The 14096-nt window shown below is 62.2% G+C and carries 15 protein-coding genes; 10 read left to right on the top strand and 5 right to left on the bottom strand.

The features are described from left to right. The first annotated feature begins 69 nt into the window (after nt 1-69). Together SM764_RS08795 and SM764_RS08790 are read left to right on the top strand one after the other, a co-directional pair. Nucleotides 70-3084 carry a DNA translocase FtsK 4TM domain-containing protein gene (locus tag SM764_RS08795; RefSeq protein WP_369001545.1) on the top strand — a complete coding sequence of 1005 codons (3015 nt, stop codon included), beginning with the start codon at nt 70-72 and terminating at the stop codon, nt 3082-3084. Nucleotides 3085-3163: 79 nt separating this feature from the next. Then, nucleotides 3164-3754, top strand: a complete 591-nt coding sequence (locus SM764_RS08790; protein WP_274833083.1) for a LolA family protein — start codon at nt 3164-3166, stop codon at nt 3752-3754. Between the two features lie 326 nt (nt 3755-4080). On the opposite strand, the gene SM764_RS08785 is transcribed toward SM764_RS08790, so the two are convergent. Then, nucleotides 4081-4668, bottom strand: a complete 588-nt coding sequence (locus tag SM764_RS08785; protein ID WP_065271853.1) for a transglycosylase SLT domain-containing protein — start codon at nt 4666-4668, stop codon at nt 4081-4083. A gap of 56 nt (nt 4669-4724) precedes the next feature. Continuing rightward, nucleotides 4725-5612 (bottom strand): AEC family transporter, encoded by an 888-nt coding sequence (locus SM764_RS08780; RefSeq protein ID WP_368947600.1) that lies wholly within the window; start codon nt 5610-5612, stop codon nt 4725-4727. Between the two features lie 85 nt (nt 5613-5697). Between SM764_RS08780 and hspQ the strand changes: the two genes are divergently transcribed. Next, on the top strand, nt 5698-6024 hold the full coding sequence (hspQ, locus tag SM764_RS08775) for a heat shock protein HspQ (protein WP_065271851.1): 327 nt from the start codon (nt 5698-5700) through the stop codon (nt 6022-6024). A 63-nt stretch (nt 6025-6087) separates the two neighbouring features. Here the strand turns inward: hspQ and SM764_RS08770 are convergent, their stop codons facing one another. The 3 genes from SM764_RS08770 to SM764_RS08760 form a co-directional block, all read right to left on the bottom strand. Then, nucleotides 6088-7665 (bottom strand): gamma-glutamyltransferase family protein, encoded by a 1578-nt coding sequence (locus SM764_RS08770; protein ID WP_065273627.1) that lies wholly within the window; start codon nt 7663-7665, stop codon nt 6088-6090. Between the two features lie 443 nt (nt 7666-8108). After that, entirely contained in the window at nt 8109-8546 is a 438-nt protein-coding gene (locus SM764_RS08765; RefSeq protein ID WP_065271850.1) for an ATP-binding protein, read from the bottom strand. Between the two features lie 36 nt (nt 8547-8582). Next, on the bottom strand, nt 8583-8927 hold the full coding sequence (locus SM764_RS08760) for an STAS domain-containing protein (RefSeq protein ID WP_065271849.1): 345 nt from the start codon (nt 8925-8927) through the stop codon (nt 8583-8585). A 97-nt stretch (nt 8928-9024) separates the two neighbouring features. Between SM764_RS08760 and SM764_RS08755 the strand changes: the two genes are divergently transcribed. The 7 genes from SM764_RS08755 (at nt 9025) to SM764_RS08725 (ending at nt 14089) form a co-directional block, all read left to right on the top strand. Further along, nucleotides 9025-10197 (top strand): thiolase family protein, encoded by a 1173-nt coding sequence (locus tag SM764_RS08755; protein ID WP_274833079.1) that lies wholly within the window; start codon nt 9025-9027, stop codon nt 10195-10197. 162 nt (nt 10198-10359) lie between these two features. Beyond that, nucleotides 10360-11406, top strand: coding sequence for an alpha/beta hydrolase (locus tag SM764_RS08750; RefSeq protein WP_369001543.1), 1047 nt, complete (start codon nt 10360-10362; stop codon nt 11404-11406). Between the two features lie 73 nt (nt 11407-11479). Further along, the gene (locus tag SM764_RS08745; RefSeq protein WP_065271847.1) at nt 11480-11932 is read left to right on the top strand and encodes a GAF domain-containing protein; all 453 of its coding nucleotides are present in this window, start codon (nt 11480-11482) and stop codon (nt 11930-11932) included. Nucleotides 11933-12031: 99 nt separating this feature from the next. Beyond that, nucleotides 12032-12601: a helix-turn-helix domain-containing protein gene (locus tag SM764_RS08740; protein ID WP_065271846.1), complete on the top strand. Its 570-nt coding sequence runs from the start codon at nt 12032-12034 to the stop codon at nt 12599-12601. Nucleotides 12602-12663: 62 nt separating this feature from the next. Then, nucleotides 12664-13095 carry a hypothetical protein gene (locus tag SM764_RS08735; protein WP_369001542.1) on the top strand — a complete coding sequence of 144 codons (432 nt, stop codon included), beginning with the start codon at nt 12664-12666 and terminating at the stop codon, nt 13093-13095. After that, the gene (locus SM764_RS08730; RefSeq protein ID WP_065271844.1) at nt 13092-13721 is read left to right on the top strand and encodes a LysE family translocator; all 630 of its coding nucleotides are present in this window, start codon (nt 13092-13094) and stop codon (nt 13719-13721) included. Before SM764_RS08735 ends, SM764_RS08730 begins: the two co-directional genes overlap by 4 nt. After that, entirely contained in the window at nt 13718-14089 is a 372-nt protein-coding gene (locus tag SM764_RS08725) for a GFA family protein (RefSeq protein ID WP_369001541.1), read from the top strand. The genes SM764_RS08730 and SM764_RS08725 overlap by 4 nt, the downstream gene beginning before the upstream one ends. The last annotated feature ends 7 nt before the right edge of the window (nt 14090-14096 follow it).

Genomic DNA, 14096 nt, shown 5'->3' with positions numbered 1-14096 from the left:
TAGACCACCGGATGCCAGGATCCCGCGGCACAAGCGGGGCAGGCGCCGAAAAATGGAACCGAGGTAGGCATGGCATTTCAAACCCGCAGCCGCGATCCGTTGCTTGACAGCAACATGCAGGCAGCCATCGAAAAGCGCGGTAAGGAACTGATCGGGATCGCTCTTCTGGGGCTGGGCCTGATGGCCGCCGCGATGATCGGCTCTTATACGCCGGATGATCCCAACTGGATGGTCTCCACCGATGCGCCGGTTCAGAACTGGATGGGCCGGACGGGGGCTTCTGTGGCGGCGCCGCTGTTCATGGTTGTCGGTTGGGGCGGCGTGGCCCTCGCGGTGACGCTGCTGGCCTGGGGTGTTCGCTTCCTGCTGCATCAGGGCGCCGAGCGGGTCATCGGGCGGATTGTCTTTGCACCGGTTCTGATCGCCGTGGGCTCGGTCTATGCAGCGACGCTGGTGCCGGGCGCAGAATGGCGCGCCACTCATAGTTTTGGCCTTGGAGGTCTGTTTGGCGATACCGTGATGGGGGCGCTTCTGACGCTGGTGCCGATCAGTTCGCATTTCGCGGTCAAGCTGATGTCGCTGCTGATGGCCATTGGCATGCTGGCGCTTGGCACGTTTGTCTGCGGCTTTTCGCGTGCGGAACTGCAGCGGGCCGGACGGTTCCTGCTGGTCGGTCTTATCCTGGCCTATGGCACGCTTGCCAGCCTTCTGGGTCGTGGCGCCTCCAGCGGTGTCCAGGCGGCGCTGTCCTATCGTGAAAAACGCGCTGCCGCCGCAGAACAGGCAAGGGCCGCCGAGGATGATACGGCCTGGTTCGTACAGGAGGAGGAAGAGCCTCAGATGTTCGAAACCGATGTGACTGCGCCTCCGCCGATCGAGGTCGCAGCGCCTGCCGCACCGACAAAAACCGGATTGTTCTCTCGGGTGCCCAATCTGATCCGCCGCGCTGATCCCGATTTGGCTAATGCGCCGATGCCGCAGCCCGAGTTGGTCGAGAGCGCACCGCAGATCAGTGATGAGGATCTGCCGGGTGATGACCGGATTTCGCAGAAGATCGCAAATGCCGTGCGTGTGCGTCGCGCTGCTGGGCAGCCGCCGGAACCCGATCCGAACCTGCCCCTGACCAAGGGGCGCGGTCGCCGCCCTGAGCCGCTGGTCTTCAATCCCGATCCCGCGCCCCATGCGGGGCTGCCGCCCGAACCACCACTGACCGCAGCGCATGCCCCTGCTGCTCCGGCAGAATTCAGTGCCGAGGCGCCTGCCGCCCCCGGGCTGTCGCAGGTTCCGCCCGCGCCGACCGTTGGGGCGCCTGCAGCAGACACCGGATATGGCGCCGATCTGGAGCCCGATCGGGTCCCAGCCGAGGAGTTGCCGACCTACGCGCCTGCTGAAACCGCTGAGCCCGCGATCACGGCTCGGGCGGAGCAACCCGCCGAGGGCCTGACCATCCCGGTGGCAGAGCCGCGCAAGGTGGTTGTGGAGCAGCCCCAGCGCCGCGCGCCGGAGCCGTCGACCCGCGCCAAGGCGGAAGCCCAGCCGCGGCTGGCCTTTGAAGAGAACGATTCTAGTGATTTCGACCTGCCGCCGCTGTCGCTGTTGGCCAATCCTGCGGCGGTCGAGCGTCATCATCTGAGCGATGAGGCGCTGGAAGAGAACGCGCGGATGCTGGAATCGGTGCTCGATGACTATGGCGTCAAGGGGGAGATCGTCTCGGTCCGTCCCGGCCCCGTCGTCACCATGTACGAACTGGAACCAGCGCCGGGCCTGAAGGCCAGTCGGGTGATCGGTCTGGCGGATGATATCGCCCGCTCCATGTCGGCCCTGTCGGCGCGTGTTTCGACCGTGCCGGGCCGCTCGGTGATCGGCATCGAACTGCCCAATGAAAAACGGGAAATGGTCAGCTTCCGCGAAATCCTGTCGAGCCGCGATTATGGCGATGGCACCCAGAACCTGCCGCTGGCGCTGGGCAAGGATATCGGTGGCGACGCCATGGTGGCGGACCTTTCGAAGATGCCGCACCTATTGATCGCGGGTACCACCGGGTCCGGTAAATCGGTGGCGATCAACACCATGATCCTGTCGCTGCTGTACAAGCTGACACCGGATGAATGCCGCCTGATCATGATCGACCCCAAGATGTTGGAACTCTCTGTCTATGATGGCATTCCGCATCTTCTGTCGCCTGTTGTGACCGATCCGAAAAAGGCGGTCGTCGCCCTGAAATGGGTCGTGGGCGAGATGGAAGACCGCTATCGCAAGATGTCCAAGATGGGCGTGCGCAATATCGCAGGCTACAATGGTCGCGTGAAAGAGGCGCTTGCCAAGGGCGAGATGTTCTCCCGCACGGTGCAGACCGGGTTTGACGATGACACGGGCGAGCCAGTGTTCGAGACTGAAGAGTTCGCACCCGAGGCACTGCCCTATATCGTTGTGATCGTCGACGAGATGGCCGACCTGATGATGGTGGCGGGCAAGGAAATCGAAGCCTGTATTCAGCGTCTGGCGCAGATGGCGAGGGCTTCGGGTATTCACCTGATCATGGCCACTCAGCGTCCCTCGGTCGATGTGATCACCGGTACCATCAAGGCGAACTTCCCCACCCGGATTTCCTTCCAGGTGACAGGTAAGATCGACAGCCGCACCATCCTTGGCGAAATGGGCGCCGAGCAGCTGCTGGGGATGGGGGACATGCTTTACATGGCGGGCGGGGCCAAGATCACCCGCTGCCACGGTCCCTTCGTGTCGGATGAAGAGGTCGAGGAAGTCGTCACCCATCTGAAGCAATTCGGCCCGCCTGCCTATGTGGGCACGGTTCTGGATGGCCCGGATGACGAGAAGGCCGACGACATCGACGCGGTTCTGGGGCTGTCCACCGGCGGCAATACCACGGGCGAGGATGCGCTGTATGACTCCGCCGTGCAGATCGTGATCAAGGACCGCAAGTGCTCTACCTCTTACATCCAGCGCAAACTGGCGATCGGCTATAACAAGGCCGCGCGTCTGGTTGAGCAGATGGAGGACGAAGGGCTGGTGTCTCCGGCGAACCATGTCGGCAAACGGGAAATCCTGGTCCCCGAACAGTAGATCGGCGGATGGGTGCGCAGGGTCTCCCGCAGCGGCGGGTGGCTCTTCCTTTTCCACAGTCAGGGCTTATCTAAGGGTCATGAAACAGATTGCACTTGTCGCGGCGCTGATCCTGTGTGCCCCTGCTGCCTGGGCGGCAGAGAAGCTGAGCCTGTCGGAACTGTCGGCTTACCTGAACGCCCTGACCACGGCCGAGGCCAGTTTTACCCAGATCAACGATGATGGCACGCTGTCCACTGGCAAGCTGTATATCCATCGGCCGGGCCGGATGCGGTTCGAATATGATGGCGAAAATGGCGCCACGGTGGTGGCTGGGGCCGGGTCGGTGGTGATCCACGATCCGAAATCGAACCAGCCGCCGGAGACTTATCCGCTGAAGCGTACGCCGCTGTCGATCATCCTGGCCAAAACTGTGGATCTGGGGCAAGCCGATATGGTTGTGGGCCACCAGTTCGACGGAACGACAACGATCCTGCAGGCGCAGGACCCGGAGAACCCCGAATACGGCGGGCTGGAGCTGATGTTCACCGATGACCCGGTCGAATTGCGCAAATGGGTTGTGCATGACAGCGCCGGGGGCCGCACGACGGTGGTTCTGGGCGCCCTGGAAACCGGGGGCAAGCTATCCTCCTTCCTCTTCACCACGGGCGCAGGCAGCGGATCCCGCTGACTACTGTTGAGCCTGACCTTGTCTGTCGGTAGGCCGTCAATCATACAGCTGAATGATCCCGCCCCCACGGGTGCCCGGGCTTTGCCCGAACCCCTTGGCGGTGTTGGGCCGGGCGCCACGCCAGGGCGTGGCGCGCTCGGTGATATCTGAACATTCCGTGGAACACTGGCGCCCGTGGCGCGGGTCGCACCGCCGTCAGGCGGTGCCGGGCCCAACGGGGGAGGGCCCTTCGCAGAAGGGTTCGAGACTGGCGGGAGTACCCCCTAAGCGTTTCCCTGGGGCAGCCCGGAAGGGAACCAATTCGTTGTGGCACGTGCCCGGGGGGATCAGCGGAACTTACGGCAGGTGGCCAGCTGCGCCTGATACATCAAGGAGCGAGATTCCACCTTGCTCGCCACCCGCATCAGCCAGGATTTCGCACGATAGCTGCCGCGGGCATAGCCGCTGTGCCCTTCGTGATAGGCGAGATACTGATTGCGCGCATCATAAAGCGCGATGCCGTTCTTTTCGCGGCTCTTGTTCATGTACCAGCCCATGAAATCCGCGGCATCCTTGATCCGGTCGCGCTTGGCCCGACGGCGTCCTGTGTCGCGCCGGTAATCGTCCCAGGTGCCGTCCAGGGCTTGGCTGTAGCCATAGGCGCTCGACTGGCGGCCCATCGGGATGACGCCCAGAAGATAGTTGTGCGGCGTGCGGGCATCGCCGTCAAAACGGCTCTCGTGATAGATTGTGGCCATCTGCACGTGCACCGGAACACCCCAGCGCCGTTCGGTCGCGCGGAAGGCTTTCAGGTATTCAGGCCGCTGTTTGATAATGCTGCAGGCATTATCAAGATTGCGCGGCGGGGACTTGTACCCACCCCCACAGGAGGCAACCGCCAACAGGAGGATCAGGGCGACGATGATTCTGCTCATTGCCTCTGCCTTTTTTATTTTGGCGGCAGTCTAGCGAATTGCGCCTGTGGATGAAATCACATTTCCAGAAGCAGGGACAGCAGGAGAGGCAGAGCTGCAACGGACATTAGCGTGGAAACCACCACCATGCCAGCAACCGCCTGCGCATCGGCTTCGAATTTTTCGGCCAGCAGGTAAGAAGTCACCGCCACGGGCGTTGCCAGCTGCAGCACCAGAACGCCGAATGCCGTGTAATCGAGCCCGAATGCCAGCCCCAGCCCCCAGCCGATGGCTGCACTGAGCGTGACCTTGATCAGCGACAGCAACACGGCAAGGCCGGTCTTGCCCGGTGTCAGCCGCGCCACCGCAACGCCAAGGGTGATCAGCATCAGTGGAATTGCCATTTGCCCGATCAGATCCAGCGCATTGGTGAGGAATTGCGGCGTCTGCCAGCCCTGCCACAGAAAGAGCGCGCCCAGCAGCGTGGCCCAGACCATCGGTTCACGCAGCGCCTTGCTGCCGCCACCTTCACCGGCGACCAGATAGATGCCAAAGGTGAAGGACAGCACCGCAGAAACCGCGAGCATCGCCACCGCATAGCCAAGGCCCGCCTCGCCAAAGGCAAAGAGCGACAGCGGAATGCCAAGGTTGCCAGTATTGCCGAAAATGAAGGGCGCCAGATAGCTGCGCCGCTCCAGCTGCATCACGCGCACCAGTGCTGCGCCTGCCAATGCCAGCAGCGCATGCCCGGCAAGGGCAGCCAGCACGAACCAACCGATCGCGGCCTTGTCCAGCTCGGTTTTCATCAGCGCTGTGAAGATCAGGCAGGGCACCGCCAGCGTCATGGCCAGACGGGTAACAAATTGAATCCGATACTCAAATCCAAGCCGCACCCAAGCGAACCCGACCCCGGCAAGCAGGAAGACGGGGGCCACGATTTCAAGCACTGTCAGAGCAAGGTTCACAGTCTGTTTCCTCGAAAATTTGCCTCAAGAGTTGGACATCTGCCGCGCATCCGCGTTAGTAACAAAAGACGGGGGCAGCAAGACCATGTTGAGAACGCGCGCAAAATATAACCTGGGCCAGGTCGTCCGCCACCGGAAGCATCCCTTCCGCGGGGTGGTGTTTGACGTCGATCCAGCCTTTGCAAATACCGAGGAATGGTACGAATCCATTCCCGAAGAAAGCAGGCCGGTGAAGGATCAACCCTTCTATCATCTGCTGGCCGAAAACGATCAGACCTATTACGTGGCCTATGTGTCCGAGCAGAATCTGGTTGCCGATTATTCCGGCGAACCGATCAGCCATCCGGATCTTTCGGAAATGTTCGGCAAATTCGACGGCGCGGCCTATTCCCTGCAATACCAGCTGAACTAGCCACCGGATCGCGTCCGGTGCCCCGCTGCGCCTTTGCTGCAGCGAAGCACCGGTGAGGCCGGATCAGTAGCCGAGCGCGCAGCCATCCTTGCGCGGGTCGCTGGCGCCTTCCAGCAGATCGCCATCGTGGATGCGGATGCCCTGCGAGCCGCCAATCGCCGTTTCGGGGATCTCCACCTTGTGGCCCATCTCGGTCAGCTCCTGACGCACCTTGTCGGAATAGCCACGCTCGACCTTCATGACACCTGCGTCCGAGAAGCTACGCGGTGCGTCCATGGCGGCCTGCGGCTCCATGCCGAAATCAGTAAGGTTGGAGACGAAACGCGCGTGGCCATTGGGCTGATAGGCACCGCCCATCACACCGAAAGGCATCGTCACACGCCCGTTCTGGCGCAGCATGCCGGGGATGATCGTATGCATCGGCCGTTTGCCACCGCCCAATTCGTTGGCGTGGCCTTCTTCCAGGGTGAAACCGGCGCCCCGGTTCTGCAGCAGGATGCCGAATTTGTCTGAGGCGATGCCCGAGCCAAAGCCATGGAAGATCGAGTAGATCAGCGACACGGCCATGCGGTCCTTATCGACCACGGTGATATAGATCGTATCCTTGTGCACGGCCTCGCTCAGCGGGGCGGCGGCGGCCATGGCGCGTTTCGGATCGATCAGTGCGGCCAGTTTGGCCGCGGTTTCGGGCGCCAGCATGTGGTCCAGCCGGGTGGTATGATCGGCATCGGCGATGAAGCGGTTGCGGGCATCATAGGCCAGCTTGGCGGCTTCGGCCTCGATATGGGCGCGTTCGGCGCCAAAGGGGTCCATGCCCGCGATGTCGAAATGTTTCAGGATATTCAGCATCAGGATGGCGGTCGCGCCCTGACCGTTCGGCGGATGCTCGACCAGATCGGTGCCTTTGTAATCGCCGGAAACCGGCGTCACCGACATGCAGGCGGTAGCGGCGAAATCATCAACCGTGTGCACGCCGCCAAGCGCGTTGAGCGCGGCAACCATGTCTTCGGCGATTTCACCGGTGTAAAAGGCATCGCGACCGTCCTTGGCGATCCGGCGCAGAACTTCGGCCTGGCCCGGGGCGCGGAAGATCTGCCCAACGGTCGGGACCTTGCCCCCGATCAGATAGCTGTCGCGGGCCGCGCCTTGCAGGGTGTCCGCGTCATTGGCCCAGTCAAAGGCAACACGCGGCGCTACCGGAACGCCGGTTTCGGCATAGTGGATTGCGGGGGACAGGATCGCATCAAGGCCCAGTTTGCCTTCGGTCTGCGACAGGTGGCAAAAGGCGTCGATGGCGCCCGGCACGGTAACCGCATGCGGGCTGCGCAGCGGCACGGCGCTCAGCCCTTCGGCGCGCAGATCTGCGGCATTGGCGGCGGCAGGTGCCCGGCCGGACCCGTTCAGCGCGTGGATTTCATCGCTGCCAGGACGCGTATATAGCACAAAGCAATCGCCGCCGATCCCGGTCATCTGCGGCTCGCAAATGCCGAGCAGAACCGCCCCGGCGATGGCCGCATCCATGGCGTTGCCGCCGCGTTTCAGAATGTCGATGGCAGCGCCGGCCGCAAGGGGGTGCGATGTGGCGCAGATACCGTTCTGTGCAAAGACCGCAGAGCGTCCGGGTTGTTGAAAATCGCGCATATGCCTCTCCCTCTTGAATAGCAGCGAAACACTAGTGGCTTCGCCGCCGAAGGCAATGCGAAAGGCATCCATGCTTGTCGCGTGTTCGGCGTAACAAAAGACGGCCATTTCCGGTAGCGGTGCAAAACCGTGGCCGAGATTTCCATGCATGCAGTGGAAGGGGAGAGGATGTTCCCCGGCGCAACATGCACGATGGGGGCAGTGGAACGTAGCGCCGGGGACAGCTATCAAAAGCTTCTGATGTAACAGAAAGCACATTTTTCAGGCGATTTAGGGGTGATTATGTGGCGCAATTGCGGCGAAGTCCGGAGCCACCCCTTCGGCGCACTCGGCGTGCTATTGGCAGGACGCTTTAGAAAACATGGGTTTGGAGCAATAAAAGCTCTGCGGCTGGTACAGCGACAGGTCGGTACCAGATCAAAACAGGGGGCAGGTAACGGGGATCAGGCCCGGGTCACCTGAATTTCGAAACACAAGGACAGCTGGTTGTTGCCGGCGCTGCGTTCATAGTGGATGTCGCTTGTCAGTTCCCGGATCAGAAACCAGCCAAAGCCACCTTCGGGGAGATCTTCCGGCGCCACATCCAGATTTGCCGGCTTGCCTTCGGGCAGTTCGCCTTCGGGGAAGGGGGCTCCGGCATCGGTGATATTGATCCACAGACGCTCAGGTTCCAGGGAACAGCGGATCCGCACGTCTCCCGGGGTCTTGCCCGCATAAGCGTGCTCGACCACATTGTTCACGGCTTCGGCCAGCGCGATCTGGACTTCATCGACCCGCAACTCGGGGATGCCCAGTCCGCGCAGCCGTTTCACAACCTGCGTAATGCCGGACCGGGCATCAAGCTCTGTTGCCGTGAACGAGCAGGCAAAGGTTTCAACCATTCGTTTCTCGCTTTGCGCGGAGGATCATATACGGAATCACGTGCCGACTTTGGGTTCAGACATCGCTTCGGTCAGCGAGCCATATAGATCGAAAATCGTGTCCATCCGGGTGAGGCGGAAAACCTTTTCCACCATCGGGGTCGGGCCAGCCAGATCAAGGCGGCGACCGCTGCCAAGCTGTTTCATGGCTGCGACAATGGCGCCAAGACCGCTGGAATCGATGAACTGGACCTCGGACAGGTCCAGAATCACGCGGTCGGGTCCGCTTTCGGTGGCAGAGCGCATGTCTTCCTTGAACCGAATCGCGATTGCCGCGTCGATCCGCTCCGCATTCACTGTGACGATCTGCGCACCGTCCGTTACCGTACTGGATAAGCTCATGTTTGTTCCCCGAGGGTCTCTCTGTACTTCACACTGACTCTAGACCTCAAACCTTAGCATTCTGTATTGATAATTTCGACGATTGGAGGAAAATTTCATGAAACACGTTGTAATTGCCGGAGCGGCGCGCACCCCCATGGGTGGGTTCCAGGGCGTTTTCGATGGCGTGACTGCTGCCGAACTGGGTGGCGCCGCGATCAAGGCAGCGCTCGCCGGGGCCGGAACCGACACCGTCGATGAGGTTCTGATGGGCTGCGTTCTGCCCGCGGGGCAGGGGCAGGCGCCCGCGCGGCAAGCTGGTTTTGCAGGCGGTCTGGGCGAAGAGGTCCCGGCCACGACGCTCAACAAGATGTGCGGATCGGGCATGAAGGCGGCGATGATTGCCTTTGATCAGATCGCTCTTGGCCACACCGACACGATGATCGCGGGCGGTATGGAGAGCATGAGCAATGCGCCCTATCTGCTGCCCAAGATGCGCGGGGGTGCGCGGATCGGTCACGGGCAGGTCATTGACCACATGTTCCTCGACGGTCTGGAGGATGCCTATGACAAGGGGCGCCTGATGGGCACCTTCGCCGAGGATTGCGCCGAGAAGTTCCAGTTCACCCGCGAAGCGCAGGATCAATACGCGCTGGCCTCGTTGTCGAACGCGCTCGACGCCGAACGCACCGGTGCTTTTGCGGATGAGATCACCTCGGTCACGCTGCACACCCGCAGCGGAGAGCAGGTCATCACCACCGATGAGCAACCCCAGTCGGCCCGCCCGGAAAAGATTCCGAACCTGAAACCGGCCTTCCGCAAGGATGGCACTGTGACCGCAGCGAATGCCTCGTCGATTTCGGACGGGGCGGCGGCGCTTGTGCTGGCCTCGGAAGAGGCGGCAGAAGCCAAGGGGCTGACGGTGCGGGCGCGGATCATGGGCCACGCCAGCCACGCGCAGGCACCAGGATGGTTCACCACCGCACCGGTTCCGGCGGCCCAGAAACTGCTGAAACAGATCGGCTGGTCGGTCGAGGATGTGGATCTGTGGGAAGTGAACGAGGCTTTTGCGGTCGTGCCCATGGCCTTCATGCACGAGATGGGCATTTCCCGCGACAAGGTGAATGTGAACGGCGGCGCCTGCGCGCTGGGTCACCCGATCGGTGCCTCCGGTGCGCGGATCATGGTGACGCTGCTGAACGCGCTGGAGAAACGCGGGCTGAAACGCGGTGTTGCGGCGATCTGCATCGGTGGCGGCGAAGGCACCGCCATCGCTATCGAACGGGTCTGATCGCGGATCAGTGAGTGAAGGGCAGAGGGGGCGACCTCTCTGCCCTTTTATGTGCCTGCAGCCTGCCGTGGCTTGCGCGGTTGCCCTCTCCTCCGCAGAGTAGCCCTGTCTCCGCCGTGAATTTTGGCGGGGTGCAGGTGATTTCAGTGCGGGGGATTTCCAATGAAGAAAGTGAAGTTGATCTGGGCCTTGCTGCGGGTGCTGCTGCCCGAGAGCGCGGTGCGCCTGCTTTATGGTGGGGCCTTGCCTGTGGTCGATGGGCGGCAGGCCGATCCCAAGGCGCAGGCGGTTGCGGATCTGGTTGGTCTGGTGCGCGATCCCGCAGTCCAGCCGACGGTTGAGGATAGCCGGGTGCAACTGGCCGGTTTCGTGGAAAAATTCGATGCCCCATGCCGGGAGCCGGTTACGCGCAACGACATGACCCTGCCGGGGGGCGATGGTCCCCGGCCTGCGCGTGTCTATGTCCCTGCCGACTGCGATGAGGCGCAAAGCCTTCCGACGCTGATCTATTTGCATGGTGGCGGCTGGATACAAGGCAGTATCGACACCCATGATGCGCTGTGTGCGAAACTGGCGGTGCGGGCCGGAGTGCGGGTTGTTTCAGTCAGCTACCGTTTGGCACCGGAGCATCCCTTTCCGGCGGCGGCGCAGGATGTGCTGGCCTCCTATCTGGCCTTGCTGGAGCGGGCGGAGGACCTTGGCATCGATCCGGCGGGCATTGCTGTCGGGGGCGACAGCGCGGGGGCGAATCTGACGGCCAGCCTGATGCACAGCCTGTCGGAAGCGGGCAAACCTCTGCCCCGGGCGCAGCTCTTGATCTATCCGGCTGTGGATGCGCGGCTCACCTCGGCCTCGGTGCAGGCCTTGCAGGATCACCCGCTGCTGTCGCTGCCGCGGATGCAGTGGTACATGGATCAGTATATTCCCCAAGGTCAGGACCGTCTGGCGCCCGAGATATCGCCGCTGATGTCGACCCATCTGGCCGGGCAGCCGCAGGGGTTCGTGCTGGTGGCGGGGCATGATCCACTGTGGGACGATGGCCTGTCCTATGCGGCAGCGCTGGAGCAGGCAGGCGTGCCCGTCACGGTGAAGCAGTATCCGGGGCAGATCCACGGCTTCCTGAACCTGACCAAGGTGATCCCGCAGGCGGATGAAGCCATATTCGATGCCGCAGAGTGGTTGCGGGGCGCGTTGAACACCGCCGCGTGAAGGGGGCCTTGCGTCGGCTGCGCCCGCGCGGGATACAGCAGCACCAGAACAGACCGACCCGGGAGCCGACCAGATGAGCCTCGATTACACCACTTTGGCAAAGACCATCGCCGCCCTGACCGAAGGTGAAACCGATGAGGTCGCCCTGATGGCCACCGTCGCCTGCGAGGTGCATCACAGCGATGACCGGTTCGACTGGACCGGGTTTTATCGCGTGGTGGCGCCCGAGCTGCTGAAAATCGGCCCCTACCAGGGCGGACACGGCTGTCTGCAGATCCCGTTCTCGCGCGGCGTCTGCGGCGCGGCGGCGCGCAGCGGCGAAGTGCAACTGGTGCCGGATGTCGAGGCCTTCCCCGGCCATATCGCCTGTGCCTCCTCCACCCGGTCTGAACTGGTGCTGCCTGTCTGGAACAAGGCGGGTGAGGTAATCGGCGTCTTCGACATCGACAGCGACCAGCCCGATGCCTTCACCCAGGAAGATGCGGATCAGCTGGGAACCATCCTCAAACAGGTCTTTGCCGCCTGACAGGCTTTCTGCGGCTTTCGTGAAAAAATGCTTTGAAATTTCACGCAATGTGAGGCAGCGTGAAAAAGAGGTTTATTTTTTCACGAAGCGGAACCGACATTGAGTGATCTATCCCCGCAGACAGCGACCCTTGGCGCGGATATCCGCGCCCTGCGCAAGGCGCGCGGGCTAACGCTGTCCGATATCGCGGCGCGGCTGAACCGGTCGGTGGGCTGGCTCAGCCAGGTTGAGCGGGACCTGTCCGAACCGTCGATTTCCGATCTGCGCCAGATCGCGCAATGTCTGGGCGTGCCCATGTCCATGCTGTTCGCCCATTCCAACGTGCCTGCGGACGAACAGGGCTACGTGGTGCGCGCAGGTGCCCGCCGCCCGATGGGATCGGGCGAAGAAGGCCTGATCGAGGAGCTGCTGTCGCCGGATCTGACCGATGATTTTGAGATGGTGCATTCTACCTTTGCACCGCAATCCCGCATGCAGACCCCGGCCAACCGCCCCACGCAAGAGGTTGGCTACATGATTTCGGGGCAGCTGGATCTGGTGATCGGCGGGCATGCCTTTACCGTCGGTCCCGGCGACAGTTTCCGCATTCGTCACGAACCCTACCAATGGGCCAATCCATATGACGCGCCCGCCGTGGCGGTCTGGGTCATTGCCCCGCCCGTTTATTGATGAGCAAAGGCGCCTTCATATCAATTCTGGTTGCGGGATTTTTGGTGTTCTGGATCTTTGGAATGGTTACGACACTGGCTTCGAGTTCTTGCGTCAATGGGCTGACAACGCCGGAGCGCACTGACAAGGCGTGTTGGCTAAGTGAACACGGGTTGGCGGTGCACTGGAAAATTGGACAGCCAAGAAAGCCGAGTGATGCCCGCTTGTTCATAGGATATGCGGTGGCGAGCCTACGTGCGGGAGATATGGACCGAGCCGAAGAGAAGTTTCGGATCGCCTATGAGTGGGGCAGCAAGTCGCGGCGCAAGATTGAACTGAAGTCCGGCTACAAGATCCCCGACGCTCTGCTCAACGCGGTTGCGCGCATCCACATGGATCAGGTGCCAAAAGAGGCAAGGGCCATGTGGTGGGAGATCGTCTCGGAAAACGATCCTGATCTGGTGACGGCATTTGTAGCGCACGTGACGGCGGCGCAGGAAGAGGACACATTATGAGTTTTGAAGCCTGGACCCTGTTTGCCCTGTTCTGGGTGGTCTTTGTCACCACGCCCGGTCCCAATGCAGTGAATTGCATTTCGAACGGGATGACGCTGGGCCTGCCCAAGGCAATGCTGGGGGTGCTGGCGATCCTGACGCAGGCCAGCGCCTTTCTGATCCTGTCGGCACTGGGGGTGACGGCGCTGATCGCGGCCTCGCCCACCGGGTTCTTCGTGGCCAAGGTGATCGGGGCGGGCTTCCTTATCTTTCTTGGCGTGCGTGGTTGGATCAACGCAACGCGCCCTACGCCCGCAGTGGAACGCCCTGCACGCCATGTTTACCTGCACGCGCTGGCGGTCGCCACGATCAACCCCAAAAGCGTTGCCGGATACCTTGCCGCCTTTTCCCAGTTCGTGCAGCCCGGTGTGCCGATCTGGGAGCAGATGTCGGTGATCATGCCCACGGCGCTGGTGCTGACGACGCTCAGCTATACGGGGTTCACCCTATTGGGTGTGTTGATGGGCAAGGCGGCGCTGAAGGCGGTGTTCAACGTCTGGATCCGCCGCCTGCTGGCGGTCTGCTTCATCGTCTATGGCGTGCTACTGGGGGCCAGCAGCACACCGCAGTTGGAGGGCGTGCAATGATCCGGGGAGCCTGCCTGTGCGGTGATATCCGCTTTGAAACCGCCGCCGCGCCGCAAGGACCGTCGATGTGCCATTGCAGCCAGTGCCGCAAGCAATCGGGCGGTGTCTGGGCCTCGGCCTATGTGCCGGAAACCGAGTTGATCCTTCACGGTCCGGTCAGCTGGTACGCGGCCAGCGCGGGCGCCGAACGGGGCTTTTGCGCGCGCTGCGGCTCCTTTCTGTTCTGGAAGGCCCACGACGAGGACACGATCAGCTTTGCCCTTGGCGCGGTCGAGGACCCCAGCGGGCTGAAGATCGAAAAGCACATCTTTTGCGCCAGCAAGGGCGATTACTACGAGATCGCCGACGGGCTGCCGCAGAAACCATAACACCCGC

Origin of the sequence: Pseudophaeobacter sp. 1A16562 (assembly GCF_041008785.1) — a bacterium.
Classification (GTDB): Bacteria; Pseudomonadota; Alphaproteobacteria; order Rhodobacterales; family Rhodobacteraceae; genus Phycobacter; species Phycobacter gallaeciensis_A.
The sequence above is the reverse complement of the archived record's forward strand: the minus strand, read 5'-3'. Positions and strand labels throughout refer to the sequence as shown.

What these genes read in the sequence shown, in the direction of transcription:
- SM764_RS08795 (WP_369001545.1), top strand. Translation starts at nt 70, where the DNA reads ATGGCATTTCAAACCCGCAGCCGCGATCCGTTGCTTGACAGCAACATG.
- SM764_RS08790 (WP_274833083.1), top strand. Translation starts at nt 3,164, where the DNA reads ATGAAACAGATTGCACTTGTCGCGGCGCTGATCCTGTGTGCCCCTGCT.
- SM764_RS08785 (WP_065271853.1), bottom strand. Translation starts at nt 4,668, where the DNA reads ATGAGCAGAATCATCGTCGCCCTGATCCTCCTGTTGGCGGTTGCCTCC.
- hspQ (WP_065271851.1), top strand. Translation starts at nt 5,698, where the DNA reads ATGTTGAGAACGCGCGCAAAATATAACCTGGGCCAGGTCGTCCGCCAC.
- SM764_RS08770 (WP_065273627.1), bottom strand. Translation starts at nt 7,665, where the DNA reads ATGCGCGATTTTCAACAACCCGGACGCTCTGCGGTCTTTGCACAGAAC.
- SM764_RS08765 (WP_065271850.1), bottom strand. Translation starts at nt 8,546, where the DNA reads ATGGTTGAAACCTTTGCCTGCTCGTTCACGGCAACAGAGCTTGATGCC.
- SM764_RS08760 (WP_065271849.1), bottom strand. Translation starts at nt 8,927, where the DNA reads ATGAGCTTATCCAGTACGGTAACGGACGGTGCGCAGATCGTCACAGTG.
- SM764_RS08755 (WP_274833079.1), top strand. Translation starts at nt 9,025, where the DNA reads ATGAAACACGTTGTAATTGCCGGAGCGGCGCGCACCCCCATGGGTGGG.
- SM764_RS08750 (WP_369001543.1), top strand. Translation starts at nt 10,360, where the DNA reads ATGAAGAAAGTGAAGTTGATCTGGGCCTTGCTGCGGGTGCTGCTGCCC.
- SM764_RS08745 (WP_065271847.1), top strand. Translation starts at nt 11,480, where the DNA reads ATGAGCCTCGATTACACCACTTTGGCAAAGACCATCGCCGCCCTGACC.
- SM764_RS08735 (WP_369001542.1), top strand. Translation starts at nt 12,664, where the DNA reads ATGGTTACGACACTGGCTTCGAGTTCTTGCGTCAATGGGCTGACAACG.
- SM764_RS08730 (WP_065271844.1), top strand. Translation starts at nt 13,092, where the DNA reads ATGAGTTTTGAAGCCTGGACCCTGTTTGCCCTGTTCTGGGTGGTCTTT.
- SM764_RS08725 (WP_369001541.1), top strand. Translation starts at nt 13,718, where the DNA reads ATGATCCGGGGAGCCTGCCTGTGCGGTGATATCCGCTTTGAAACCGCC.